Source organism: Dryocola clanedunensis (genome assembly GCF_038405435.1).
Lineage (GTDB): Bacteria > Pseudomonadota > Gammaproteobacteria > Enterobacterales > Enterobacteriaceae > Dryocola > Dryocola clanedunensis_A.
Genome location: NZ_JBBYHZ010000001.1, coordinates 222,044 through 244,239, shown reverse-complemented (window position 1 = coordinate 244,239; position 22,196 = coordinate 222,044). Strand labels below are relative to the sequence as shown.

At 52.1% G+C, this 22,196-nt stretch carries 22 protein-coding genes, 1 tRNA gene and 2 pseudogenes; 12 read left to right on the top strand and 13 right to left on the bottom strand.

The window, feature by feature from the left end:
• Positions 1–27: 27 nt before the first annotated feature.
• The 8 genes from xerD to AAE045_RS01080 all read left to right on the top strand — a co-directional run bounded on the left by xerD (position 28) and on the right by AAE045_RS01080 (position 8,330).
• Positions 28–924 carry a site-specific tyrosine recombinase XerD gene (gene xerD, locus AAE045_RS01115; RefSeq protein WP_455546111.1) on the top strand — a complete coding sequence of 299 codons (897 nt, stop codon included), beginning with the start codon at positions 28–30 and terminating at the stop codon, positions 922–924.
• Positions 925–948: 24 nt separating this feature from the next.
• Positions 949–1,665, top strand: a complete 717-nt coding sequence (gene dsbC / locus AAE045_RS01110) for a bifunctional protein-disulfide isomerase/oxidoreductase DsbC (RefSeq protein WP_455546110.1) — start codon at positions 949–951, stop codon at positions 1,663–1,665.
• Between the two features lie 7 nt (positions 1,666–1,672).
• Positions 1,673–3,406, top strand: a complete 1,734-nt coding sequence (gene recJ, locus AAE045_RS01105) for a single-stranded-DNA-specific exonuclease RecJ (protein ID WP_455546109.1) — start codon at positions 1,673–1,675, stop codon at positions 3,404–3,406.
• A 116-nt stretch (positions 3,407–3,522) separates the two neighbouring features.
• Positions 3,523–4,621 (top strand): peptide chain release factor 2 gene (gene prfB / locus AAE045_RS01100; RefSeq protein ID WP_455425639.1). Its coding sequence is split into 2 segments (ribosomal slippage): positions 3,523–3,597 and positions 3,599–4,621, totalling 1,098 coding nucleotides; the frame shifts between segments, so codons are not numbered across the junction.
• Between the two features lie 9 nt (positions 4,622–4,630).
• A complete protein-coding gene (lysS, locus tag AAE045_RS01095) occupies positions 4,631–6,145 on the top strand; it encodes a lysine--tRNA ligase (protein WP_455546108.1) in 1,515 nt (504 codons plus the stop codon).
• A gap of 63 nt (positions 6,146–6,208) precedes the next feature.
• Complete coding sequence (gene actS, locus AAE045_RS01090; protein ID WP_455425637.1) at positions 6,209–6,973, top strand: amidase activator ActS; 765 nt, start codon at positions 6,209–6,211, stop codon at positions 6,971–6,973.
• A 92-nt stretch (positions 6,974–7,065) separates the two neighbouring features.
• A tRNA-Gly gene (locus AAE045_RS01085) sits at positions 7,066–7,139 on the top strand.
• A gap of 546 nt (positions 7,140–7,685) precedes the next feature.
• Entirely contained in the window at positions 7,686–8,330 is a 645-nt protein-coding gene (locus tag AAE045_RS01080) for a LysE family translocator (protein WP_455546107.1), read from the top strand.
• A gap of 62 nt (positions 8,331–8,392) precedes the next feature.
• Here AAE045_RS01080 and AAE045_RS01075 read toward each other — a convergent pair whose 3' ends face one another.
• Complete coding sequence (locus AAE045_RS01075) at positions 8,393–8,644, bottom strand: DUF1471 domain-containing protein (protein WP_455546106.1); 252 nt, start codon at positions 8,642–8,644, stop codon at positions 8,393–8,395.
• 124 nt (positions 8,645–8,768) lie between these two features.
• A complete protein-coding gene (locus tag AAE045_RS01070) occupies positions 8,769–9,560 on the bottom strand; it encodes an SDR family oxidoreductase (RefSeq protein ID WP_455546105.1) in 792 nt (263 codons plus the stop codon).
• A gap of 148 nt (positions 9,561–9,708) precedes the next feature.
• Here AAE045_RS01070 and AAE045_RS01065 point away from each other — a divergent pair, with 148 nt between their 5' ends.
• Positions 9,709–10,602 carry a LysR family transcriptional regulator gene (locus tag AAE045_RS01065; RefSeq protein WP_064356296.1) on the top strand — a complete coding sequence of 298 codons (894 nt, stop codon included), beginning with the start codon at positions 9,709–9,711 and terminating at the stop codon, positions 10,600–10,602.
• Positions 10,603–10,668: 66 nt separating this feature from the next.
• On the opposite strand, the pseudogene AAE045_RS01060 reads toward AAE045_RS01065, so the two are convergent.
• From AAE045_RS01060 to AAE045_RS01050, 3 genes and pseudogenes are all read right to left on the bottom strand, one after another.
• Positions 10,669–10,767, bottom strand: a pseudogene (locus AAE045_RS01060) (aldo/keto reductase); the annotation flags it as partial.
• Positions 10,768–10,793: 26 nt separating this feature from the next.
• Entirely contained in the window at positions 10,794–11,645 is an 852-nt protein-coding gene (locus tag AAE045_RS01055) for an aldo/keto reductase (RefSeq protein ID WP_455546104.1), read from the bottom strand.
• Between the two features lie 506 nt (positions 11,646–12,151).
• Positions 12,152–12,493, bottom strand: coding sequence for a DUF1971 domain-containing protein (locus tag AAE045_RS01050; RefSeq protein ID WP_455546103.1), 342 nt, complete (start codon positions 12,491–12,493; stop codon positions 12,152–12,154).
• 95 nt (positions 12,494–12,588) lie between these two features.
• Here AAE045_RS01050 and AAE045_RS01045 point away from each other — a divergent pair.
• Positions 12,589–12,698: pseudogene (locus AAE045_RS01045) on the top strand (histidine ABC transporter substrate-binding protein HisJ); the annotation flags it as partial.
• 92 nt (positions 12,699–12,790) lie between these two features.
• Positions 12,791–13,591 carry a M14 family metallopeptidase gene (locus AAE045_RS01040; protein ID WP_455546102.1) on the top strand — a complete coding sequence of 267 codons (801 nt, stop codon included), beginning with the start codon at positions 12,791–12,793 and terminating at the stop codon, positions 13,589–13,591.
• 96 nt (positions 13,592–13,687) lie between these two features.
• Here the strand turns inward: AAE045_RS01040 and AAE045_RS01035 are convergent, their stop codons facing one another.
• The 6 genes from AAE045_RS01035 to AAE045_RS01010 all read right to left on the bottom strand — a co-directional run bounded on the left by AAE045_RS01035 (position 13,688) and on the right by AAE045_RS01010 (position 18,887).
• Positions 13,688–14,752 carry an alpha/beta hydrolase gene (locus AAE045_RS01035; protein ID WP_455546101.1) on the bottom strand — a complete coding sequence of 355 codons (1,065 nt, stop codon included), beginning with the start codon at positions 14,750–14,752 and terminating at the stop codon, positions 13,688–13,690.
• Positions 14,753–14,859: 107 nt separating this feature from the next.
• Entirely contained in the window at positions 14,860–15,444 is a 585-nt protein-coding gene (locus AAE045_RS01030) for a flavodoxin (RefSeq protein WP_455546100.1), read from the bottom strand.
• Between the two features lie 9 nt (positions 15,445–15,453).
• Complete coding sequence (locus AAE045_RS01025) at positions 15,454–16,215, bottom strand: carboxymuconolactone decarboxylase family protein (RefSeq protein WP_050881808.1); 762 nt, start codon at positions 16,213–16,215, stop codon at positions 15,454–15,456.
• Positions 16,193–16,669: a (R)-mandelonitrile lyase gene (locus tag AAE045_RS01020; protein ID WP_455546099.1), complete on the bottom strand. Its 477-nt coding sequence runs from the start codon at positions 16,667–16,669 to the stop codon at positions 16,193–16,195. Before AAE045_RS01020 ends, AAE045_RS01025 begins: the two co-directional genes overlap by 23 nt.
• Before the next feature lie 64 nt (positions 16,670–16,733).
• Positions 16,734–18,191, bottom strand: a complete 1,458-nt coding sequence (locus AAE045_RS01015) for a heavy metal sensor histidine kinase (RefSeq protein ID WP_455546098.1) — start codon at positions 18,189–18,191, stop codon at positions 16,734–16,736.
• A gap of 15 nt (positions 18,192–18,206) precedes the next feature.
• Positions 18,207–18,887, bottom strand: coding sequence for a heavy metal response regulator transcription factor (locus AAE045_RS01010; RefSeq protein WP_021571249.1), 681 nt, complete (start codon positions 18,885–18,887; stop codon positions 18,207–18,209).
• Positions 18,888–19,200: 313 nt separating this feature from the next.
• On the opposite strand from AAE045_RS01010, the gene AAE045_RS01005 reads away from it, so the two are divergent.
• Positions 19,201–20,226 (top strand): alpha/beta hydrolase, encoded by a 1,026-nt coding sequence (locus AAE045_RS01005; RefSeq protein ID WP_455546569.1) that lies wholly within the window; start codon positions 19,201–19,203, stop codon positions 20,224–20,226.
• 122 nt (positions 20,227–20,348) lie between these two features.
• Here AAE045_RS01005 and AAE045_RS01000 read toward each other — a convergent pair whose 3' ends face one another.
• On the bottom strand, positions 20,349–21,569 hold the full coding sequence (locus AAE045_RS01000; RefSeq protein ID WP_455546097.1) for a multidrug effflux MFS transporter: 1,221 nt from the start codon (positions 21,567–21,569) through the stop codon (positions 20,349–20,351).
• A gap of 293 nt (positions 21,570–21,862) precedes the next feature.
• Positions 21,863–22,192: an NIPSNAP family protein gene (locus tag AAE045_RS00995; protein WP_455546096.1), complete on the bottom strand. Its 330-nt coding sequence runs from the start codon at positions 22,190–22,192 to the stop codon at positions 21,863–21,865.
• Positions 22,193–22,196 lie beyond the last annotated feature (4 nt).

The window sequence follows — 22,196 nt, the reverse complement described above, 5'->3', positions numbered from 1 at the left end:
GGTAAATCAAGCTTAAGTGAGGCTCCAGTGGAACAGGATCTGGCCCGAATAGAACAATTTCTCGACGCACTCTGGCTGGAGAAAAATCTGGCGGAAAACACCCTGACTTCTTATCGCCGGGACCTGAAAACCGTGGTCGAGTGGTTACATCGCAAGGAGTTGACGCTGCTGGACGCGCAGCCCGGTGATTTGCAGTCGCTGTTTGCCGAACGGCTGGAGGGCGGTTATAAAGCCACCAGTTCGGCAAGAATGCTCAGCGCCATTCGCCGTCTGTTCCAGTATTTGTACCGCGAAAAAGCGCGTGACGACGACCCGAGCGCGCTGCTTTCATCCCCCAAACTGCCGCAGCGCTTGCCTAAGGATCTCAGTGAGGCACAGGTTGAACGGCTATTGCAGGCTCCCTGTCTGGATCAGCCGATTGAGTTACGTGACAAAGCGATGCTCGAATTGCTGTATGCTACCGGCCTACGCGTCTCCGAACTGGTTGGCCTGGTAATGAGTGATATCAGCCTGCGCCAGGGCGTGGTGCGCGTCATCGGTAAAGGTAATAAAGAGCGTCTGGTACCGCTGGGTGAAGAGGCGGTTTACTGGCTGGAAAATTATCTCGAACATGGCCGCCCGTGGCTGCTTAACGGGCAGTCGCTGGACGTTGTTTTTCCGAGCCAGCGGGCGCAGCAGATGACCAGACAAACTTTCTGGCATCGCATAAAGCACTACGCCGTGATAGCGGGTATCGACAGTGAAAAATTGTCCCCGCACGTTCTGCGACACGCTTTCGCCACGCATCTGCTGAACCACGGTGCAGATTTACGTGTCGTACAGATGCTGTTAGGGCACAGCGATTTATCCACCACACAAATTTATACACATGTAGCGACCGAACGTTTGCGTCAGCTGCATCAACAGCACCACCCACGGGCGTGAGTGCCAGAAGACAAAGGAATTATGATGAAAAAAGGTATTGTGCTGCTCTCGTTATTAGCGGCGTCCGTAACAGGTTTTGCTCACGCTGACGACGCGGCCATTAAACAATCCCTGGCGAAGCTGGGCATACAAAATGCGAACATCCAGTCTGCGCCCGTTACGGGTATGAAAACCGTGCTGACGGAAAGCGGCGTGCTGTACGTCACCGAAGACGGCAAGCACATCATTCAGGGCCCGCTTTACGACGTCAGCGGCGCGCAGCCGATCAACGTCACCAACAAGCTGCTGATGGGGAAACTCAACGCGCTTGAGAAAGAGATGATCGTCTACAAGGCGCCGCAGGAAAAACATGTCATTACCGTGTTTACCGATATCACCTGCGGCTACTGCCATAAGCTGCACGAAGAGATGAAAGACTATAACGCGCTGGGGATCACCGTGCGTTATCTGGCCTTCCCTCGTCAGGGTCTGCAAAGCCAGACCGAAAGCGACATGAAATCCATCTGGTGTGCAAAAGACCGCAATAAAGCCTTTGATGCCGCTATGAAGGGCGGTGCCGTGGCCTCGGCAACCTGCGATACCAACATCGCTAACCATTACAACCTGGGCGTGCAGTTTGGCGTGCAGGGGACTCCGGCTATTGTCCTGAGCAACGGGACCGTGATCCCGGGCTATCAGGGGCCGAAAGAGATGAAGGAAATGCTGGATGCGCATCAGCAGCTCAGCAAAGTAGGTGGGTAGTTAGCGGGTGAAAAAGCAAACGCAACTTCGCCGTCGGGTCGTGGATGATTCGGTGGTGCTCCCGGCGGGGTTATCCCCGCTGTTAAAGCGCCTCTACGCCAGCCGTGGCGTGCGCGGTGAGCAGGATCTCGAGCGTAGCGTTAAAGGTATGTTGCCATGGCAGCAGCTCAACGGCATGAAAGAGGCCGTGACTATCCTGCATAACGCGCTCCGCGAAGGGCTGCGCATCATTGTGGTCGGTGATTTCGACGCCGATGGCGCAACCAGCACCGCTCTGAGCGTGCTTGCGCTGCGTAGCCTGGGCGGCTCGAATATCGGCTATCTGGTGCCGAACCGTTTTGAAGACGGCTATGGCTTAAGCCCGGAAGTGGTGGATCAGGCGCATGCGCGCGGCGCACAGCTGATCCTCACCGTGGATAACGGCATTTCCTCCCATAGCGGCGTCGAACGCGCGCATGAGCTGGGCATTCCCGTGGTGGTCACCGATCACCACCTGCCCGGACCGGAGCTGCCAGCGGCAGAGGCCATCATCAACCCTAACCTGGTGGACTGCGAATTCCCGTCCAAGGCGCTTGCTGGCGTGGGCGTGGCGTTCTATCTAATGCTGGCTCTGCGCGCGCACCTGCGCGACGTTGGCTGGTTCGAACAGCAGGGGCTGGCAGTCCCTAATCTGGCGGAGCTGCTGGATCTGGTGGCTTTAGGCACGGTGGCGGACGTCGTTCCGCTGGACACGAATAACCGCATTCTTACCTGGCAGGGGTTAAGCCGCATACGCGCGCGTAAATGCCGTCCGGGTATTCTGGCCCTGCTTGAAGTTGCCAATCGTGAGCCGCAAAAGCTGGCGGCCAGCGACCTGGGCTTTGCACTTGGCCCGCGCCTGAACGCCGCAGGCCGTCTGGACGATATGTCCGTCGGCGTGGCGCTTTTGCTGAGCGAAAACATTGGCGAAGCCCGCATGCTCGCCAACGAGCTTGATGCGCTGAACCAGACGCGAAAAGAGATTGAGCAGGGGATGCAGGTTGAGGCGTTATCGCTGTGCGATGCGCTGGAGCGCAGCAACGACGCGCTGCCGTACGGCCTGGCAATGTACCACCCGGAGTGGCATCAGGGCGTAGTAGGTATCCTTGCTTCACGCATTAAAGAACGTTTTAACCGCCCGGTTATCGCTTTTGCCCCGGCGGGTGACGGCACGCTTAAAGGCTCCGGCCGGTCGATACAGGGACTGCATATGCGCGATGCGCTTGAGCGTCTGGACACCCTGCACCCCGGTCTGATGCTGAAGTTTGGCGGGCACGCCATGGCAGCTGGCTTGTCACTGGAAGAACCTCGTTTTGATGAGTTTCGCCAGCGCTTTGGCGATTTGGTTGGCGAATGGCTCGATCCGGCCCTGCTGCAGGGTGAAATCTGGTCCGACGGCGCGTTATCAACCCAGGAGCTGACGCTGGAAGTCGCCGAGATGCTGCGCGACGCGGGGCCGTGGGGGCAAATGTTCCCGGAACCGCTGTTCGACGGCAAATTTCGCCTCCTGCAACAAAGGCTGGTGGGCGAGCGTCATCTTAAGGTGATGGTCGAACCGCTGGGCGGCGGCCCGCTGATTGACGGCATTGCGTTTAACGTTGATACCACCTGCTGGCCTGATAACGGCGTGCGTGAGGTGGAGCTGGCCTTCAAGCTGGACGTCAACGAGTTTCGCGGCAACCGCAGCGTGCAGCTTTTAATCGATCATATCTGGCCTCTCTAGCCGTTAAGCCCGGCTTAAAAGCAGCAACCAACGCTATAAAATGCGGCGTAATTCCGGTAAACTTTCCGGTTTACGACCGCATTTTCGTCTTCTGACATCAACATAAGAAATTAAGCATGTTTGAAATTAACCCGGTAAAAAACCGCATCCAGGACCTGACAGAGCGCAGCGACGTTCTTAGGGGGTATCTTTGACTACGATGCCAAGAAAGAGCGCCTGGAAGAAGTAAACGCAGAGCTGGAACAGCCTGACGTGTGGAACGAACCTGAACGCGCGCAGGCGCTGGGTAAAGAACGTTCCACGCTGGAAGCGATTGTCGAGACGCTGGATCAGATGACCCAGGGCCTGGAAGATGTTTCCGGCCTGCTGGAGCTGGCCGTAGAAGCGGACGACGAAGAGACCTTCAACGAAGCCGTTGCTGAGTTAGACGTGCTGGAAACCAAGCTCGAGCAGCTGGAATTCCGCCGTATGTTCTCCGGTGATTACGACAGCGCCGACTGCTATATCGACATTCAGGCAGGCTCCGGCGGCACCGAGGCGCAGGACTGGGCAAGCATGCTGATGCGTATGTACCTGCGCTGGGCGGAATCCCGCGGGTTCAAGACCGAAATTATCGAAGAGTCTGAAGGCGAAGTCGCGGGCATCAAATCCGTGACCATCCGCATTCAGGGCGAATATGCTTTCGGCTGGCTGCGTACCGAAACGGGCGTTCATCGCCTGGTGCGTAAGAGTCCGTTTGACTCCGGCGGCCGTCGCCATACCTCCTTCAGCTCGGCGTTCGTCTATCCGGAAGTGGATGACGACATTGATATCGAAATCAACCCGGCGGACCTGCGTATCGACGTGTACCGTGCCTCAGGCGCGGGCGGTCAGCACGTTAACCGTACGGAATCTGCGGTGCGTATTACCCACATTCCGACCAACACCGTCACCCAGTGCCAGAACGACCGTTCGCAGCATAAAAACAAAGATCAGGCCATGAAGCAGATGAAGGCGAAGCTGTACGAGCTGGAAATGCAGAAGAAGAATGCTGAAAAGCAGGCGCTGGAAGATAACAAATCGGATATCGGCTGGGGCAGCCAGATTCGCTCTTACGTGCTGGACGACTCCCGTATCAAAGACCTGCGCACCGGGGTTGAAACCCGTAATACGCAGGCGGTACTGGATGGCGATCTGGACAAATTTATCGAAGCAAGTTTGAAAGCAGGGTTATGAGGAACCAACATGTCTGAACAACAAGCACCGGGCACCGAAGCGGTCGATTTAAATAATGAACTGAAAGCTCGCCGCGAGAAGCTGGCTGGCCTGCGTGAGCAGGGCATTCCCTTCCCGAATGACTTCCGCCGTGAACATACCTCAGACCAGCTGCACGCAGACTTTGACGGTAAAGAGAACGAAGAGCTCGAAGACCTGAACATCGAAGTGACCGTTGCAGGCCGCATGATGACCCGCCGTATCATGGGTAAAGCCTCCTTCGTGACCTTACAGGACGTTGGCGGCCGCATTCAGCTGTACGTGGCCCGCGACGACCTGGCAGAAGGCGTCTATAACGAGCAGTTCAAGAAGTGGGATCTGGGCGATATCCTCGGCGCGCGCGGCAAGCTTTTTAAAACCAAAACCGGCGAGCTGTCCATCCACTGTAGCGAACTGCGCCTGCTGACCAAAGCGCTGCGCCCGCTGCCGGACAAGTTCCACGGCCTGCAGGATCAGGAAGCGCGTTACCGTCAGCGCTATCTGGATCTGATCTCCAACGACGAATCCCGCAATACCTTTAAAGTGCGTTCGCAGATCATGTCCGGCATTCGTAACTTCATGGTTGGCCGTGGCTTCATGGAAGTCGAAACGCCAATGATGCAGGTTATCCCAGGCGGCGCGTCTGCTCGTCCGTTCATCACCCACCACAACGCGCTGGACATCGATATGTACCTGCGTATTGCGCCAGAGCTGTATCTTAAGCGTCTGGTAGTGGGCGGCTTCGAGCGCGTCTTCGAAATTAACCGCAACTTCCGTAACGAAGGCATCTCTCCGCGTCACAACCCAGAGTTCACCATGATGGAACTCTATATGGCGTACGCGGATTACAAAGACCTGATCGAACTGACCGAATCCCTGTTCCGTACCCTGGCGCATGAAGTGCTGGGCACCGCGCAGGTCACCTACGGTGAGCAGGTGTTTGACTTCGACCAGCCGTTCGCCAAGCTGACCATGCGTGAAGCGATCAAAAAATACCGTCCGGAAACCAACATTGCGGATCTTGACGATATGGCTAAAGCGCTGGAAATCGCCGCCGCTATCGGTATCAAAGTTGAGAAGAGCTGGGGTCTGGGCCGCGTTGTGACCGAGATCTTCGAAGAAGTGGCGGAAAGCCATCTGATTCAGCCGACCTTCATTACTGAGTACCCGGCAGAGGTTTCCCCGCTGGCGCGTCGTAACGACGAGAATCCGGAAATCACCGACCGCTTCGAGTTCTTCATCGGCGGCCGTGAAATCGGTAACGGCTTCTCTGAGCTTAACGATGCGGAAGATCAGGCGCAGCGCTTCGCAGACCAGGTAGCCGCGAAAGATGCGGGCGATGACGAAGCGATGTTCTTCGACGAAGACTACGTTACCGCACTGGAGCACGGCCTGCCGCCAACGGCGGGTCTGGGTATTGGTATCGACCGTATGGTTATGCTGTTCACCAACAGCCACACCATCCGTGACGTGATCCTGTTCCCGGCTCTGCGTCCGGTTAAGTAAGCAGTATTATTCCTCCCTTCGGGGAGGAAGTTCTTTTTCTTGGATAATTTTCAGAGGGTTAGTTTGCGCAAGGAAAGCATCATCCGCATAGGGTTACTTAATGCCATCGTCGCGCTACTCAGCCTGTCTTTAATCGCCTGCTCATCTGATAAAGCAGGCAGCTCTAAAGCCTCCGCAGGCAGCTACAGCGGCTCGGTGTATACCGTCAAACGTGGTGACACACTCTATCGCATCTCACGCATGACCGGCTCAAGCGTCGGCACGCTTGCACGCATGAACGGCATTTCCGCACCTTATACCCTCGAAGTCGGGCAGAAGATCCGCGTGAAAAGCAGCTCCGGCTCCTCCTCATCGAAAAAAACAGCCGTCGCAAAAAGCTCCAAAACTCGCTCATCAGCGGGTACCAGCGTTGCGAAAGTTGCACCGCCACCGGTGGGATCAAAATGCTGGCGCTGGCCTACCACGGGCAAAATTATTGAACCGTTTTCCAACAGCGAAGGCGGCAACAAAGGTATTGATATTGCGGGATCTCGCGGACAGCCCATCTACGCTTCGGCAGCGGGGACGGTGGTTTACGTCGGGGATCAGCTCAGGGGCTACGGTAATCTCGTGATGATCAAGCACAGCGAAGATTACATCACGGCGTATGCGCACAACGATACGACGCTCGTGAACAACGGGCAGAAGGTCAGTGCCGGACAGAAGATTGCCACCATGGGCAGCACCGGGTCGAACACGGTGAATCTGCACTTCCAGATCCGCTACCGCGCCACGGCTATCGATCCGCAGCGCTATCTGCCACCGCAGGGCAGCAAGCCTTCCTGTTAACGGCAGCGCAAACGTATAAAATACCATCACTTAGCAACTCAGCCCCTTGCTACCAGGCCCCGGAGGGTTATAATGCCGGGGCTTCCCAAAAAGCGGGTGTAGTTCAATGGTAGAACGGCAGCTTCCCAAGCTGCATACGAGGGTTCGATTCCCTTCACCCGCTCCAATCTCCCCTTGTTGCAAAACTTCCTTAGATTTAGTTATCAAGATCTTATTCAAGATATGTTGCCTCGTGCGTTCACCATTGAACGACAAAGTAACCAACGGGGGACTCTGTTAATTAACACAGACAATGACGACGGAATTGAGAATATGTCTCTTCTTCGGCGGCAGTTGCAGCCTTCATACCGCGATAGCACAACGTCAAGGCAAATCCTGATCCTGGCATTGGCTCTTACACCAGATTGATCACACGCATTTAAGCCCGATGTGGGGCCTTGTGGCAGTGTAAACAGGTGAATAGTGGTAATGCCCCGGTAGCTACAGATCCGGCTCTGCCTGCGCTTCGCTCACGCTCCTAACGGTACACGAGCACCCTGATAAGGTGTGATCCCTCTGAACACTGATGTAGTCGCCTAACGGCTCCGCTTGTCTCCTTACCACTAACGGGGCTTTATGGCTGCTATTGTTGCTTGAATGGAAATCTTCATTTAACGCATAATAATTCAATGCTAGCATGGCGGGCTGTATCTTGTATTTCATGGAGATGGCGATGTTGGACAGAACAAACTTTGGGCTTTTTGCCCTGTCTGTTTTTCTTCTTTCAGTAACACCAGGGCCTGATATGGCCTACGTGATAGGTCAAAGTGTGGCTAATGGTCGTCGGGCCGGGATTCTTTCGGCTACAGGCGTTGCTTTAGGTAGTTGTACTCACGCGGTGGCAAGTGCTGTGGGCTTAACTGCTCTGATAACTGCATCTCCGCTGATGTTTACATTGATTAAATATGCTGGGGCTGCTTATTTGATGTATCTGGGAGGAAAGATGGTTTTGGGAACGTTCGCCAAACAAACCACGATTCACAGCGAAGCTGAACCAGTTAAGACAAAAGCTAATCTTACGAATCTTCTTTCTAAAGGCTTCATCACAACTTTAACCAATCCGAAGGTACTCTTGTTCTTTATCTCCTTCTTTCCTCAATTCGTTTCACCTGGAGGCGAGCACCACACAGCCTCTTTTTTGATCCTAGGGATGACTTACGCGTTGATCGCTTTCTTGACTGATTTAACGTTCGCCACACTTGCAGGTAGCGCCGCTGGTGCTGTCTCACAAAATAGAGGATTGCAGAAAATCTTAGATCGGATTGTGGGTGTTACATTTTTTGGATTAGGATTAAGGTTGGCTCTTACACGTCGTTAAAAATAAGGGGGCATTATGAAGTGGCATAGTGAATTTGGTTACCTGTTCAAGATGATTTTGATTTACTTATAGATTTCAGCCACCCCGTGTAGTCTGTTATCCCCCGTTGTCGACAGGATTTTAAATGACGTTGCTCCTTGCTGATCAGCCTTACGAGAGAGCGCATTAGATAATTCATCAAGCGTATAGGCATTGCTGGCTGAGACTACACCCATCTTTTCTTTCCCATCTGCATGGTTAATTTCCTGAGCGGCAGATGCGGTATTCATTGAAATAAATCCCATGACCAATGCAGTAATAAGTAGTGCTTTCATATCTAATACCTCTTTTAAAATATATGTTTGAAGCTGGACACGTATCAGGGGAACTATCCCCCTCTGTATATCTGAATATACAGACCTAAGCTTTCATGAGGCTGACCGCTATATGACAAAATTGTCAGGGTTGTAGATTGGTTAATTTTTTTGAATACAGGTTCAGCTCGTTAATAATGCACTCAGGTTCTTCACGCAGAGGCATATTGTCTATGTCCAGAACTCCTTCATTTTTTTGTGGATCATCAGTCTGCAGGTCTGCAAACAGTAGGGTAAGATCCTGCTGTGCTTCGCCTCGCTCAGCCACCAGCTCGAACGTTTTATTTTTTGCCTCGTCGTTGGTCAGGGCACTGACCAAAACTTGGGCGATTTGCTCTCGGGATATCACACCATCTTCCGGTGTTCCGGCATGGCGACGATCTCCCTGAAGCATAACGATTCTGTGTTCATCATCATTGTTGTAATCGAACCAGCCGGGCCTGACGATGGTATAGGGATGACCACTGGCCCTGACCAGACGTTCGGCACGTCTTTTCCAGTCATGAACCTCAGTGCGTTGATTCCAGGTGCTGAGCCGTTCAGTCACGCCAATCGTGGTCATTAAGCCGATGCGTACAGGCGTATCCCTGAATAGTCGTAAAATGTTACGTACACCGCCGTAATCTATCGCTCTGGCCCCAATACGCCCCTGGCCATCGGAACCGAGAGTGAAGATGATGGCATCAATATCTTTCGGCAAATCGGTAAGTGTTTCAGGCACTGAAACATCGCCGTAAAAAACATCCGTTCCACGAGGAAGATATTTTACTTTGCGTTTATTTCTGACCAGCGCGACGGGATGATGGCCCATTTCTATAGCGGTATTCACGACATGAAGACCAATACTTCCTGTCGCTCCTGCAACGAGTATTTTCATGATAAATCTTCTGATAATTCGGACTTATTTTCGATACGGTCAGAATATCAATTATCATTATTGTCAGTAATAGGGCTAAAATGATTGTGCCTATGAACACCCTTCATGAGTGTGCGATGAAGGGAATGCCTCTATAAGGAAATCACCGATGCTCAAAGAAAACTTCAACGAACTGCAAATATTTCTTGTGGTAGCGAGGGAGCGAAGTTTTACCAAAGCAGCGGGTAAACTGGGCGTTTCTCAGTCTGCACTCAGCCACGCGATGAAGGCCCTGGAGGAAAGGCTGAATATCCGCCTTCTGACCCGCACGACCCGAAGCGTTGCCCCTACAGAAGCCGGTGAGAGAATTATTGCCTGCCTTGAACCGCGTATTGCCGATCTTGAGCAGGAGCTGGAATCGCTTGTTCAACTGAACGGCACCGCCTCCGGCAATATCCGTTTATCTGCCGGGGAGCATGCCGCGCGAAGTCTGGTATGGCCGAAGCTAAAACCTTTCCTCAGGGAATATCCGGAAATTAATCTCGAACTGGTGGTTGATAACGGCTTTGTCGATATTGTTGAGGGGCGTTTTGATGCCGGGATCCGCCTGGGCGAAAGCGTGGATAAGGACATGATTGCGGTAAGAATTGGGCCGGATATGAGAATGGCAGTGGTGGGTGCACCGTCTTATTTCGCTGCGAACACCGCGCCCGAAACGCCCCACGAGCTACAAAATCATCGGTGTATCAATATGCGCCTGCCGACTGCCGGTGGACTTTACCACTGGGAGTTTGAGAAGGATGGGAAACCGTTACGGGTCAGAGTGGAAGGGCAGGTAACGTTTAATCTGCAGGCGGAAAGAATTGATGCGGCGTTATCCGGTTTTGGCATTGCCTGTATACCTGAAGACAGGGTGCAGGATTATATAAAGTCAGGAGAGCTTATTCAGGTTTTGCAGGACTGGTGCCCATCTTTCCCCGGATATTACCTCTACTACCCGAGCCGTAAGCAGCATCCGCCCGCTTTTGCGCTGATGATCGATGCACTTCGCTATCAGGAATAACGGGCCCGCCATTCGCTGCGGACCCGTCCGGGTATTAACGGCCTACTCGAGCCTGGTGCTCAGGAGAGTATCGGTCGCCGGGCCATAGCCGTGGCTTAAGCCCATGCAGCCGAGCCCAGGCGCGGAGACTTCGAGTCGGGATTGACCCAGATAACGTTTTTGCATTGAATGAATACCTCTTTTATCGCGACTTAAACATCAAGTTTGCGGCCAGTCAGCCATTCCACCATCGCCGGGTCGCGGTGAGAGAAGAAGGCGCTGGTTGCGGTGTCGAGGGCGGCAATCTGCAGCATATCTTCAGGGCTGAGTTCAAAATCGAGAATGTTGATGTTCTCTTCCATGCGTTCTTTGCGCACCGATTTCGCCAGTGAAACGATGCCTCGCTGGAAGATCCAACGCAGCACAATCTGACCTACGCTTTTGCCGTATTTCTGGCCAATTGTCGTTAACACGGGATGCTGGAACAGGCCATTTCTACCTTCAGCAAACGGTGCCCAGGCTTCCGGCTGAATGCCACGGCTTTGATTCCATGGAACGGCATGCAGCTGCTGATTGAAGGGGTTAACTTCAATCTGGTTTACCGCAGGGGCAACCTTGTTGAAGGCGATAAGGTCGGCCAGTCGGTCTGGATGGAAGTTGCTGACGCCAATGGCGCGAATTTTGCCTGCCTGTTGCAGTTCTTCCATAGCACGCCATGCCCCATGGACATCGCCGTAAGGCTGGTGAATCAGATACAGGTCAACGTAATCAAGTTGCAGTCGATTCAGGGAGCGTTCGAACTGTGCTTTCGCGCCTTCATAATTTGTATCCTGCAACCACAGTTTGGTAGTTACAAACAGTTCGTCACGGGCGATACCGCTTTGTTTCAGTGCGTTCCCGACCTGGGTTTCATTCTGATAAGACGCAGCGGTATCGATCAGGCGATATCCCGTATCGATGGCATCAATAACGGCTCTTTCGCATTCCGCGGCATCCGTCATCTGGAAGACACCAAAGCCCAGCAGGGGCATTTCTATACCGTTGTTCAGTTTTACAGTTTGCATGACATTATCCTTCAGCTGTTGTGTAGGAAAAGCATAACGCAAAGTGATTTATTCGATTAGATGGGGTAATTAGCTAGGGTTTATTAGATGTGTTCATTAATTTGGAAGGGGACGAATCGTCGGCTTTTTGCCAGAAGGTGGGGGTAAGCCCATTCCTGATGAGGTCAGAGAAGTTCTGATCAGCGCCCAAAAATATTCACCACCGCGTTCGTCAGTTCTATCGGGCACGCGTACCCCGAATTAACTCGATACGTGTTTTCATAGAAAGATCTCTATTAGTTTACCGATGTAGGGTCATCGAGCCGATCGTTGATTATGTCCGAGCAAAACGGTGCGTTGCAGGAAATGTATTCCTGATATTCAGCGACATGCAGTAAGTGTTTCTCTCCACATAATTCCTGCTCGCCATAATCGACCATTGTTAAATGCTGCCTGAATAAATTCATCATGATTCTATTATCTTACCTGGATGGGCTCCCTTATTTGCTTATAAGGGAGCATTGTGTTTATGCTTTTTTAGCGCTGTAAACTTCCTCACCTGAGAATGACGGTTCGGCCCAGAAATTGATATTAAACTGTGCGTCTTCAGTTAGCTCGATTCTGTGCCAGTACTGCGGTGGACTGGTCGCAAAGCAACCTGCTTTAATCACTACTTTTACTTCTGGTTCTGCCGCATCTTCATTCGCAAAGCCGTAGTAAGTAACTGTACCTTCCATCACACAAAGCTGGCCAAAAACACTGGCTGCGGTGTTGTGATGGCTCAGGAGTGCTGCAGGAACATTTTCTTTTGTAAAAAAGGGGGTTGAACGTTTGATTGTCCAGTTTTTAGGGATTCTGTGATGGCTCATTTATGACTCCAATAACTATAAACATGTATCTAAAATACATCTTATGATTTATATTGCAAACCTTTTGTGATAATAAATCTCATTACCATTGGAGTGATACTGAGCTCAAAGCCACTTTTGATAAAGCACTTGTCGTGATGCGCGCAGAGGGTACATACAATGAATTAGCAAAAAATATTTTGATTTTGATGTTTATGGCAAATAATACCGAATGTTAATACTGTTCTATGCGGGGCGGCGGCGGGTACTGCCCTGTGGGAGCAGACTGTTTTTCAGAACGTGATAAACGGGGATGAAATGATAAAAAAACAACATATCTGGCCTCTGAAATCGATGAACAGTCAGAGCAATGATATCGCGCTATTACAGCAATTGCTGAAGGAAGAGAGCATGCGCTGGGGCTTTAAAGAGGTATCTTTGGGGCAAAATGATGATGCTAAAATCACTCTCCTTCAGGCAAAGGGAAACGATCACACTTTACCTCATGCACTCATCGCTTCCGGCTTTCATGGGGAAGAGCCTGCCGGACCATGGGGTATCCTGGATTTTCTACAAAATAACTCACCGCAATTGCTGGATACAATTGCTCTGAGCTTTCTACCCGTTGTTAACTTCAGTGGCACAAGTCTAGGTCAGCGCCTGAATCTGGCAGGAGAAAATCCCAATCGTGGCTTTACTCCAGGTAAGGAATTACCCTCATCCGAAGGTAAGATATTACTAAAAAATCAAAAGCTTATTTTTTTGTCAGCCAGAGATGGTGTTTTGTGCTGCCATGAGGATCTTCCTGCAACACAGTCCTATGTCTACACATTTGAAGCGGGTGCTCTGCCAGGCGATTTTTCCCTGAAGCTTCGAGACTCTTTAGCAGTTTTTTTTTCAACTCATCCTGATGGTGAAGTTGATGGCTGCCAATGTCGGGATGGAATTATTTATAACCAACGGGATTCATCCTTTGAAAGCTGGTTGGTCTCTCTCGGTGTACCTGTGGCAGCCACAACTGAAACACCGGGGACAAAATGTTTTGAGCAGCGTATTGCTGCAAACAGTGCTGTAATTGGTGAATTCGTATCAGCCATTCTAGCGCGTCACAGCCAGTAATCGGAATGAATACTGTGCTCATCTCGTCAGGATCAAAAATGCTGCCCCCTCTTTTATATTGAGCCTTCATTAATGAAGGCTCAATACTGGCTCTTCCTATTGCAGATCTTTTTCCTTCAGAAATTTACTCACCAAATCAGCAATCTGCACATTATTTAAATCAGAGAACGGGAAGTGGGTATTCCCTTTGATTCCCACTTCAGGCAGATGCGTCACCGTCACATCCCCGCCATGCTTGTTCACCACGTCACGCCACTCGCGAGCCATCGCCAGTCGTACGCGCCAGCTGTCCTGCGCGGGCATGGCGACAGGTTTATCCGGGATGTTATCGCCGTAAATAATCAGAATCGGGATTTTGGTCAGAGCCATAAACTGCGCCATTGGCACTGGCTCACCCTTCAGCGTGTCGAACGCGCTTGGCATAGGGGCAGGGAGTTCTTTTTCCGGGAAGACAAAGCTGCTGCCAGGCTCAAAGGCGACAATGGCTTTGACCTTGTCGTTTTTCATCGCCGTGTACCAGCCTGGTCCGCCACCCTGAGAGTGGGTGAAGAGGATAGCGGGGCCGGATTTATCCACGACAGCGGACATCGCATCAGAGATCACATTGATATCAAACGGCCCGGTGTTCGGGGTCATCTGACGGAAATACTGGTTCAACGCTTCTTTGTCGTGAGAAAACTGAACACCTTTAAAATACTCTGGCCACACGCCAACGCGGAACTGGTTGAACCACATTTGTTCATCCGGTTTTGGCGTAACCGTACCTTCTACAGTCGTGCGCCCGGCGCTGCCCCGTCGTGGCTGATCGACAAGATAGGTTGAGAACCCGCGACGCAGGAATATGTTCTGGAACCCTTCGCGACCATCCGGGGTACTTTCCCAGGTACGGGAGAACTGACCTGCGCCGTGCAGCATGACGATAGGGTATTTATGCGGATTCTCGGGGATTTGGTAGAACACAGAAGCATGATCGCCATGGTAGGTTTGGCCAGCAGAGTCCAGCGGCTTTTTCGCATCAAATGTTCCTGGTGCGGTGATGATAGTGCCACCAGCAGAAAAGCTTCCTTGTTCCTGAATGACCAGCGGCTCGGCATAGACCGACTGAGCCACCAGGCCACCCGCCATTACGCAGATGGCCAGCGTTTTTAAGATTGTCTTCAAGATTACATCCTCTGTTATGTTTGCCGTTCAATAATATCTGAGTTGTCCGCGTTAATTATTTAGCACCCCTGATTGCCCTTATTTGGCAGACTCATGAATGCGGACGATTAACTGCGTATTGTCTCTAACCAGTTGGTGACCGTTTCAGTGGTTCTTCGCTCCTGGTCGCATTCAATGACCAGCGGTTTTTCCCGACGTGCAGTCGGGGCAAGACGGGTAAGGATGTCGTCGCTGTCTCCTTTACCGTAGCCACCGTGAGTAATGAAGGGGATGATTAACTTGCCAGCAAGGTTGTGGCTGCTGAGAAATGTTTGCACTACAGGCGGCACGCTGGTCCCCCAGATCGGAAAGCCTAAATACAGGGTCTCGTAGCGTGAGATATCTGCGACGCTATTTTTCAATGCGGGTTTTACTCCCCGCTCACGCTCATTTTGCGCCTGTTCTACGGTCTGAAAATAGTCTTCCGGATAAGGCGTAGCCGGTTCGATTTCAAACAGATCGGTATTCAGGCTGCGGTGAATGACGCCCGCAATCACCCGTGTATTTCCGCTGCGGGAAAAGTACGCCACCAGAACACGGCTTTTACCCTGCACGTTTGCGGTTCCGGTCGCAGCTGATGCAAAAGAAACGTTCGCCAGCGTCAGCCCGGCAAGTGCGGTGATTAACATTCTGCGGTTGGGATCATGCTCCATAACCCACTCCTAATTGTTTGCGAGCGCCTGTTGCAGCGCCTTTTCAGCTCGCGTTGCTGCATCACTTTCGCCATGTTCACGCAGAACCTGTGCCAGCTGGCGCAGCTGCGCTGCCGTCAGGCCGACCCGCATGCTTGCTCGTGTATGCGATAGCAACTGGGCTTCAACGCCTGGTGTGGCCGCTAATGCGCCAACCGTTGCCAGCTCGCGGCTTTGCCAGTCGAGGTTATCGCGGGCGAAAATGTCGCCGAAAAGATGCGTTTGCAGGAACTGGTTAATCACTGGGGCAAAATCAAACAGCGGTCCCTGGACGGCAGCGCCTGAGATTTTTGTCTGGTTTGCGGTACCGACACGGCGAAGTTCATCTCCGACAGGGATCGGGGCAACCGGTTCTTTACCCTCAACGTCTTTGATACCACGTTGTTTACGTGCTTCGACGACCTTCATCAGTTCACTAAGCGCATTCAGGCTACGGGGGAAGCCCGTATAGGCATAAAGCTGGACGAGAATCTCTTTGGTTTCGTTTATCGTGAGCCCTGCGTCAAGACCCTGATTCAGCGCTGCATTCAGCTTATCCATCTGACTGCTGGCCATCGATGCCGCTATCAACGGGATGGACTGTTGGCTGGCTGACAGCGTATCTGAGACCGTTTGTTCGTGGTTCATTTCTGAGGCTCCTTTATTGACGGGCGCAGCAAGTGCCGCGAGACCAAAACCAAAGGTCAGCAGCACCGCTGCCGCTAATGCCTTAATGGGCGTGGTATTGTTCATCTGTCACTTTCTCCATCCAGTTAACGCTTTTGCCATCTACAATCCCGGTTATCGCCAGATGCGTCATCGCGCTGCCGGGAGCCGCCCCGTGCCAGTGTTTGATGCCCGCCGGGCAAGAGACAACGTCACCGGCGCGGATAACCTGCACCGGCTGGCCTTCTTGTTGGGTGAGCCCAACACCAGAGGTCACAATCAGCCGCTGACCTGCCGGATGCGTATGCCAGGCGGAACGAGCGCCGGGTTCAAAGGTGACATAAGCCCCGGAAACACTGATGTCGTTATCCGGTTTGAAGAGAGGATCAACCCTGACACGACCGGTAAAGTTCTCGGCTGGCCCGAACACCGCGTTCTGACTTCCTGCTGGGGCGATATGGACAGCGGGATTTTGTTCCGCTGCCCAGGATGAAAATGTAATAGGCAGTAATAGCCCGAGGTAACGTAAATGTCCGATCATGCAAAGCGTCCTTATCAATGAAGAGGGGATTGCCTGCGATGATTTTATCGAGGGGGTAATGACGTCAGGCTGACGCCCCCCTGACAATTCTGTCAGTTAATCCTGGTCCCGGCTCAGCGCCGGATTGAGCATTGCCCGCCGCTTTATCCGCTTGTACCGCAAAGGTGAGGCCAAATGTATTGATGCCATCTTCACTACGGGCAAATACATCTCCCCGGTGCATAATGGCGACGGCGCGTACGATCGACAGGCCCAGCCCATGATGGGTATCACTCCTGGCTCGGGAGGTATCAACGCGATAGAACCGCTCGAAAAGCCGGTGTAAGTGCTCTGGTGATATCGGATCGCCAGGGTTTGAAACTTCAACACAGGATTGATGACCGGTTTCGCCTAACCGCACCGTAACCGTACTGTTGGAGGGGGAGTGTCTTGCGCTGTTTTCCAGTAAATTGGCCAGTGAACGGTGGAACAGTCGTCGGTCGATGTGCGCGGTGACGTCGCCCTGAACATCCAGAGAGAGCTGTTTTTCAGCAAAAGAGGGTTCAACATACTCCGCTGTTTTCAGGGTTTCTTCTCTCAGGGACACCTGCGTAAGCTGGGACGCATGTTCACCCGCGTGCGCATGAGACAGGAACAGCATGTCGTTAACGATAGATGTCATACGTTCAAGCTCTTCCAGATTGGAACCCAATAACTCTTCCAGTTCATCTTGCGAACGTCGGCGTGAGAGCCCCAGCTGCGTCTGGCCGATCAGATTAGTCAGTGGAGTCCGGAGTTCATGCGCAACATCGGCATTAAAGCTTTCGAGCTGTCGCCAGGCGACCTCTTGCCGTTCCAGCACGCCATTAAAAGATGATGCTAACTGCTGTAATTCGTCAGGTAATGCTTCGGTATTCAGGCGCTGACCATGGTCCCCGGGAGCGAGTTGCCGGGCCTGTTTACTGAGCGCCCCAACGGGACGAAGACCGATCCTTGAAACGACATATCCCAGTAAGGCGACAATCACGACGCCCAGTGCGGTAATGATCAGCAATGTACGCGTGAACGCATCGAGTGTGCCCATGTACGGCGTGGAGTCGATGGCAACCACATAGCGAAGCTCAGGCCTTTCACCGTTGGCGGGGATAGTTTTCACCAACAGAAACAGCGAGCAGGCACCTTCTGATGCGCCGGGCACTTTATTAAAGCCTTCCTGTAAAGAAGACCACTGAACACCCACCGGTGGTGTTCCCCCCATGCTAAAGCGTGGGTTATCGCTCACTATCCAGTAGCGAACGCGTTCACCTTCAGAATTAGTTAATACGGTAAATTTATTGGCAAGCAGTGACCAGCCGTCAGCAGAGGTTCGTGCGGTGATCCACGGACTCATTAATGATTCGCGGAACAGCAGTTCGTTGTGCATCTGCTTTTGCAAAGAGTCATGCAAGGAGCTTCTGAGCAGGATGCCGATAACGGAAACAATCAGTAGCGCGGATAAGGCAAACATCAGCGCCAGGTGAACGGAGATGGAACGCTTAAGCATGCTTATCCCCTTCATTTATTCGGACCGGACTTCGAGGACATACCCCATGCCACGAACGGTATGTAACAGCTTGATATCGAACGGCGCATCCACTTTGGCCCGAAGTCGTTTAATGGCCACTTCAACCACGTTGGCATCGCTGTCGAAATTCATGTCCCATATCTGCTCCGCAATCATCATTTTTGACAGAATCTCTCCCTGATGCCGGGCCAAAAGGCTCAACAGGGAAAACTCTTTCGCGGTCAGCTCCAGCCGTGTTCCGGCGCGAAATACGCGACGAGCCAGCAGGTCGAGATGCAGATCGTGAATTTGCAGCTGGGTGATGTCTGCGCCATCCGTAGCGCGGCGGCGCACCAGTGCCTGAATACGCGCCACCAGCTCAATCAGCGAGAAGGGCTTGGGCAGATAATCATCCGCGCCAAGGCGAAGCCCTTTAACGCGTTCATCGACCGAACCCCGAGCCGAGAGCATCAGCACCGGCGTCTGTTTGGCTGCTCGCACACCCTCAAGTACCCGGTAACCATCCATCCCCGGCAGCATTACATCCAGTATTATCGCGTCGTAGTCGAACTCCAGCGCGTAATGAAGACCTTCAGCGCCATCCGCAGAGACATCTACCGTAAACCCGGACTCACCCAGCGCACGGGAGAGATAGGTTGACGTTTTTTCTTCATCTTCGACTAACAACAGGCGCATAACGGGACTTCCTCTTAACTTTTCAACGGTGCTTCAACATCGGAATAAATCTGCACGGCATCCGGCAGACGCTTACCATTTAAGCGAGACCATTCTGCGTTGTGTTTGCCAACATAAAGCTGACGGCTACCTGACAGCGCTGTCAGAAACACCTACTTATCCCAGCCTGTTTCCTGACAAAAATGTTATTTCCCTGTCACGATGCTGACAGCCCTCTCTGCCTAATCTGAGCCTGCAAATTTGATTCTGCGAGCCTGTATAACCAGGCCGACACTCATCGGGAGAGACCATGAAATTCACGCTTATCAGTGCAATGCTACTTACGGCAATGGCCGGGATGAGCTCAGTCAATGCGGCTGATTACAAAAAAAATCCATTCACTCTCGTCTATGACGGTGCCATCACCGAGAACGTCAAAGGCAAGGTCAACATTCATCCGGTGAAATACGATCTGCATGGCATCCAGATTGCTGCGAATGTCTATACCCCTGCTAACTACGATCCGGCCAAAAAATACCCTGCCGTGGTGGTCGCGCATCCTAATGGCGGCGTAAAAGAACAGGTTGCCGGGTTGTATGCCCAGCGTCTCGCCGAGCAGGGCTACATCACGATTACCGCCGACGCGGCTTATCAGGGCGCCAGCGGTGGGATGCCTCGCAGCGTGGATAAACCTGCTAATCGCATTGAGGATATCCACGGCATGGCTGACTACATCAGCCAGTATCCCGGTGTAGATACCGCCCGCCTTGGTCTGCTGGGTATTTGCGGTGGCGGCGGTTATTCACTTGTTGCGGCTGAAACTGACAAGCGGTTTAAATCGATAGCAACCATCAGCATGTTTAATTCAGGCCTTGTGCGCCGCAACGGTATGCAGGATTCACAGCTGGATACTATCCAGCAGCGTCTTCAGCAGGCTTCTGATGCACGAGCTCAGGAAGCCGCCGGAGGAGAAGTGCTTTACTCCGGCGATGCCAACCTGACTGATGAACAGATTGCTAAATTACCCTTTGCCTTGTATCGCCAGGGCTACGAGTACTACTGGAAAACCCATGCCCACCCGAACTCCACGTTTAAATACACCACCAGCAGTCTTCTGGATTTGATGAGCTTTGACGTAACGGACCATATCAATCTCATCAATAAACCGCTGCTGATGATTGCCGGTACAAAAGCGGATACGCTCTATATGACTGAAGATGCGTTCGCGAAAGCCACCGGTACGAAGGACAAAGAACTCTTCCTGATCGATGGCGCTACCCATATCGAGACGTATTGGGTGCCAAAATACGTCGACCAGGCTTTGCAAAAATTAGACGTCTTCTTCGATCAGAATATTTAATCCGCATCTGTCGATACCCCGGCGGGTATCGACTTATCCAGAATTTATCGTTCAGATTAACGGAGTCGGGATGAAAGATAATTACGCCTGGTTAATAGCCACTATGAATGAAATTCATAAAATCATTCGGACAGGGGATAGTTGTTTTTTACCTGAACAGTCAATGCCATCAGGGCGCTGGCTGCCGTAAACACCGCAATTATCCAGCCCATCGTCCATGGTGTGCCGTCACTGAACAGGGCAAGAAGCAGTGAAGAGATAATGCCACTTCCGTATTGTAATGCCCCCATCAGCGCTGACGCGGAACCAGCCACATTAGGCACTGCGTCTAGTGCGCAAGCCGTGGATGTCGCCGCGATGATGCCATTCATTGAGAAGAATACGAACACAGCGCCGACAATCACGGTAATTCCACCGACACCCAGGCCGGTGGTGACCGCCAGCACTATTGCCGCAATAGCGGCGATGAATACGGCATTCCTGAGCAACGCTTCCAGTGGATAGCGGTGAACCAGACGTCTGTTGATAATGCTCACCGCCATCAGTCCAACAATGTTTACTGCAAACAGCCAACCGTAATGCTGCGGGTCAACACCGAAGTACGTGATGTACACGAACGGAGAGCCGGTGATAAATGCGTAGGCTGCAACGTAGTAGAACGTCAGGCACAAAGTAAACCGCATGTATCTGGCGTTGGTGAGCAAGGCATAGTAGTTGTGAAAGGCTCTGGTTACGGAGGCTTGCGAGCGTTTTTCAGGAGGTAATGTCTCCGGTAACCAGAATAAAGACATCAGCATTAATGTTCCTATAATCGCCAGCAGCCAGAAAATGGCGTGCCACGAGGTGACTTTAATCATTTGCCCGCCGATCAGGGGCCCGGCAATCGGCGCGATGGCCATGATTATCATCAGTGTCGAAAGCATTTGTGCTGCACGAGTGCGGTTAAACAGGTCACGGATCATTGCTCGTGCCAACATCGGCCCGGTACATGCACCTAACGCCTGAAAAACACGCCAGAAGATAATTTGCACGATATCTGTTGATAATGCGCAGCCCACCGAGCCGATGATGAATAGGCCTAAACCGATAAACAGCGGCAGACGACGTCCATAACGATCGCTAATCGGTCCCCAAATCAGTTGTGCAATGCAAAAGCCAATAAGGAACCCTGTGATCGTCAGCTCAGCATCACCCTGTAAATCTTTCGCCATGACCGGCATAGCAGGAAGATAGATGTCGGTTGATAAAGAGGTAACAGCCATCAGGGCGCTGAGAATGAGTAAAAACGAGAGACCGGTTTTGTTAGCTGTAACCGGCTGCCTACGTGCCTGTTGATTAAGCATGGGGATCCGTTGGACATGAAGAGATGGGAGTATGTTAACGGGTTTGTGCTTGTTGATAATCACAGAGGGAAGGATAGGGACTATGAATGGTATTCATTAATTTCTGAAATTGCCTACTGAGTAATGGTCTTCTTAAATAGAAGTGCACACTGAATTTGGCTACCTGAATAGAGGCGATATCTACGCCTCATAGTCAAAATCAGGTGATATTATGACCGGACGTAACTGACGTAATTTTAGCCCCCAAGTTCGCCTCGAAGCTGCGCAACCTGTACTCGATCGGCATTAAGCCATTAATTTCCCCGCAATCCGTCCACGCTTTCAGGCGACAGGCTAATCACTGTTTTTATGCTAGTTTCGATGCTGCTAATAATGTCTTCACGTGGGCCGTTGCGCCAGTCAACACTTGCATAAAATGCATCAAGAAGCATAACCATGCTTTCAGGGCTATCAAATGCACGAATCAGGTAGTAGCAGTCTGGATCATGCAAAGAGTTACCAAACGAAACAACATCGATCCCGTGTCGTTGGTGTAGGGGAACACTGATTTTCTGCATGATGGCGTGAAAAGAGGTTCCGGTGCCCTCGCGCAAGGTGTATTGCAGTATTTCGACTATTTTCAAACGA

Excerpts from the sequence above, each read along its gene's own strand:
- AAE045_RS01030 (WP_455546100.1), bottom strand. The coding sequence starts at position 15,444 with ATGGAGCATGATCCCAACCGCAGAATGTTAATCACCGCACTTGCCGGG.
- AAE045_RS01040 (WP_455546102.1), top strand. The coding sequence starts at position 12,791 with ATGATAAAAAAACAACATATCTGGCCTCTGAAATCGATGAACAGTCAG.
- AAE045_RS01010 (WP_021571249.1), bottom strand. The coding sequence starts at position 18,887 with ATGCGCCTGTTGTTAGTCGAAGATGAAGAAAAAACGTCAACCTATCTC.
- AAE045_RS01015 (WP_455546098.1), bottom strand. The coding sequence starts at position 18,191 with ATGCTTAAGCGTTCCATCTCCGTTCACCTGGCGCTGATGTTTGCCTTA.
- lysS (WP_455546108.1), top strand. The coding sequence starts at position 4,631 with ATGTCTGAACAACAAGCACCGGGCACCGAAGCGGTCGATTTAAATAAT.
- AAE045_RS01070 (WP_455546105.1), bottom strand. The coding sequence starts at position 9,560 with ATGAAAATACTCGTTGCAGGAGCGACAGGAAGTATTGGTCTTCATGTC.
- AAE045_RS01000 (WP_455546097.1), bottom strand. The coding sequence starts at position 21,569 with ATGCTTAATCAACAGGCACGTAGGCAGCCGGTTACAGCTAACAAAACC.
- AAE045_RS01055 (WP_455546104.1), bottom strand. The coding sequence starts at position 11,645 with ATGCAAACTGTAAAACTGAACAACGGTATAGAAATGCCCCTGCTGGGC.
- AAE045_RS01050 (WP_455546103.1), bottom strand. The coding sequence starts at position 12,493 with ATGAGCCATCACAGAATCCCTAAAAACTGGACAATCAAACGTTCAACC.
- AAE045_RS01080 (WP_455546107.1), top strand. The coding sequence starts at position 7,686 with ATGTTGGACAGAACAAACTTTGGGCTTTTTGCCCTGTCTGTTTTTCTT.
- AAE045_RS01005 (WP_455546569.1), top strand. The coding sequence starts at position 19,201 with ATGCTACTTACGGCAATGGCCGGGATGAGCTCAGTCAATGCGGCTGAT.
- AAE045_RS01065 (WP_064356296.1), top strand. The coding sequence starts at position 9,709 with ATGCTCAAAGAAAACTTCAACGAACTGCAAATATTTCTTGTGGTAGCG.
- AAE045_RS01075 (WP_455546106.1), bottom strand. The coding sequence starts at position 8,644 with ATGAAAGCACTACTTATTACTGCATTGGTCATGGGATTTATTTCAATG.
- AAE045_RS01025 (WP_050881808.1), bottom strand. The coding sequence starts at position 16,215 with ATGAACAATACCACGCCCATTAAGGCATTAGCGGCAGCGGTGCTGCTG.
- dsbC (WP_455546110.1), top strand. The coding sequence starts at position 949 with ATGAAAAAAGGTATTGTGCTGCTCTCGTTATTAGCGGCGTCCGTAACA.
- AAE045_RS01020 (WP_455546099.1), bottom strand. The coding sequence starts at position 16,669 with ATGATCGGACATTTACGTTACCTCGGGCTATTACTGCCTATTACATTT.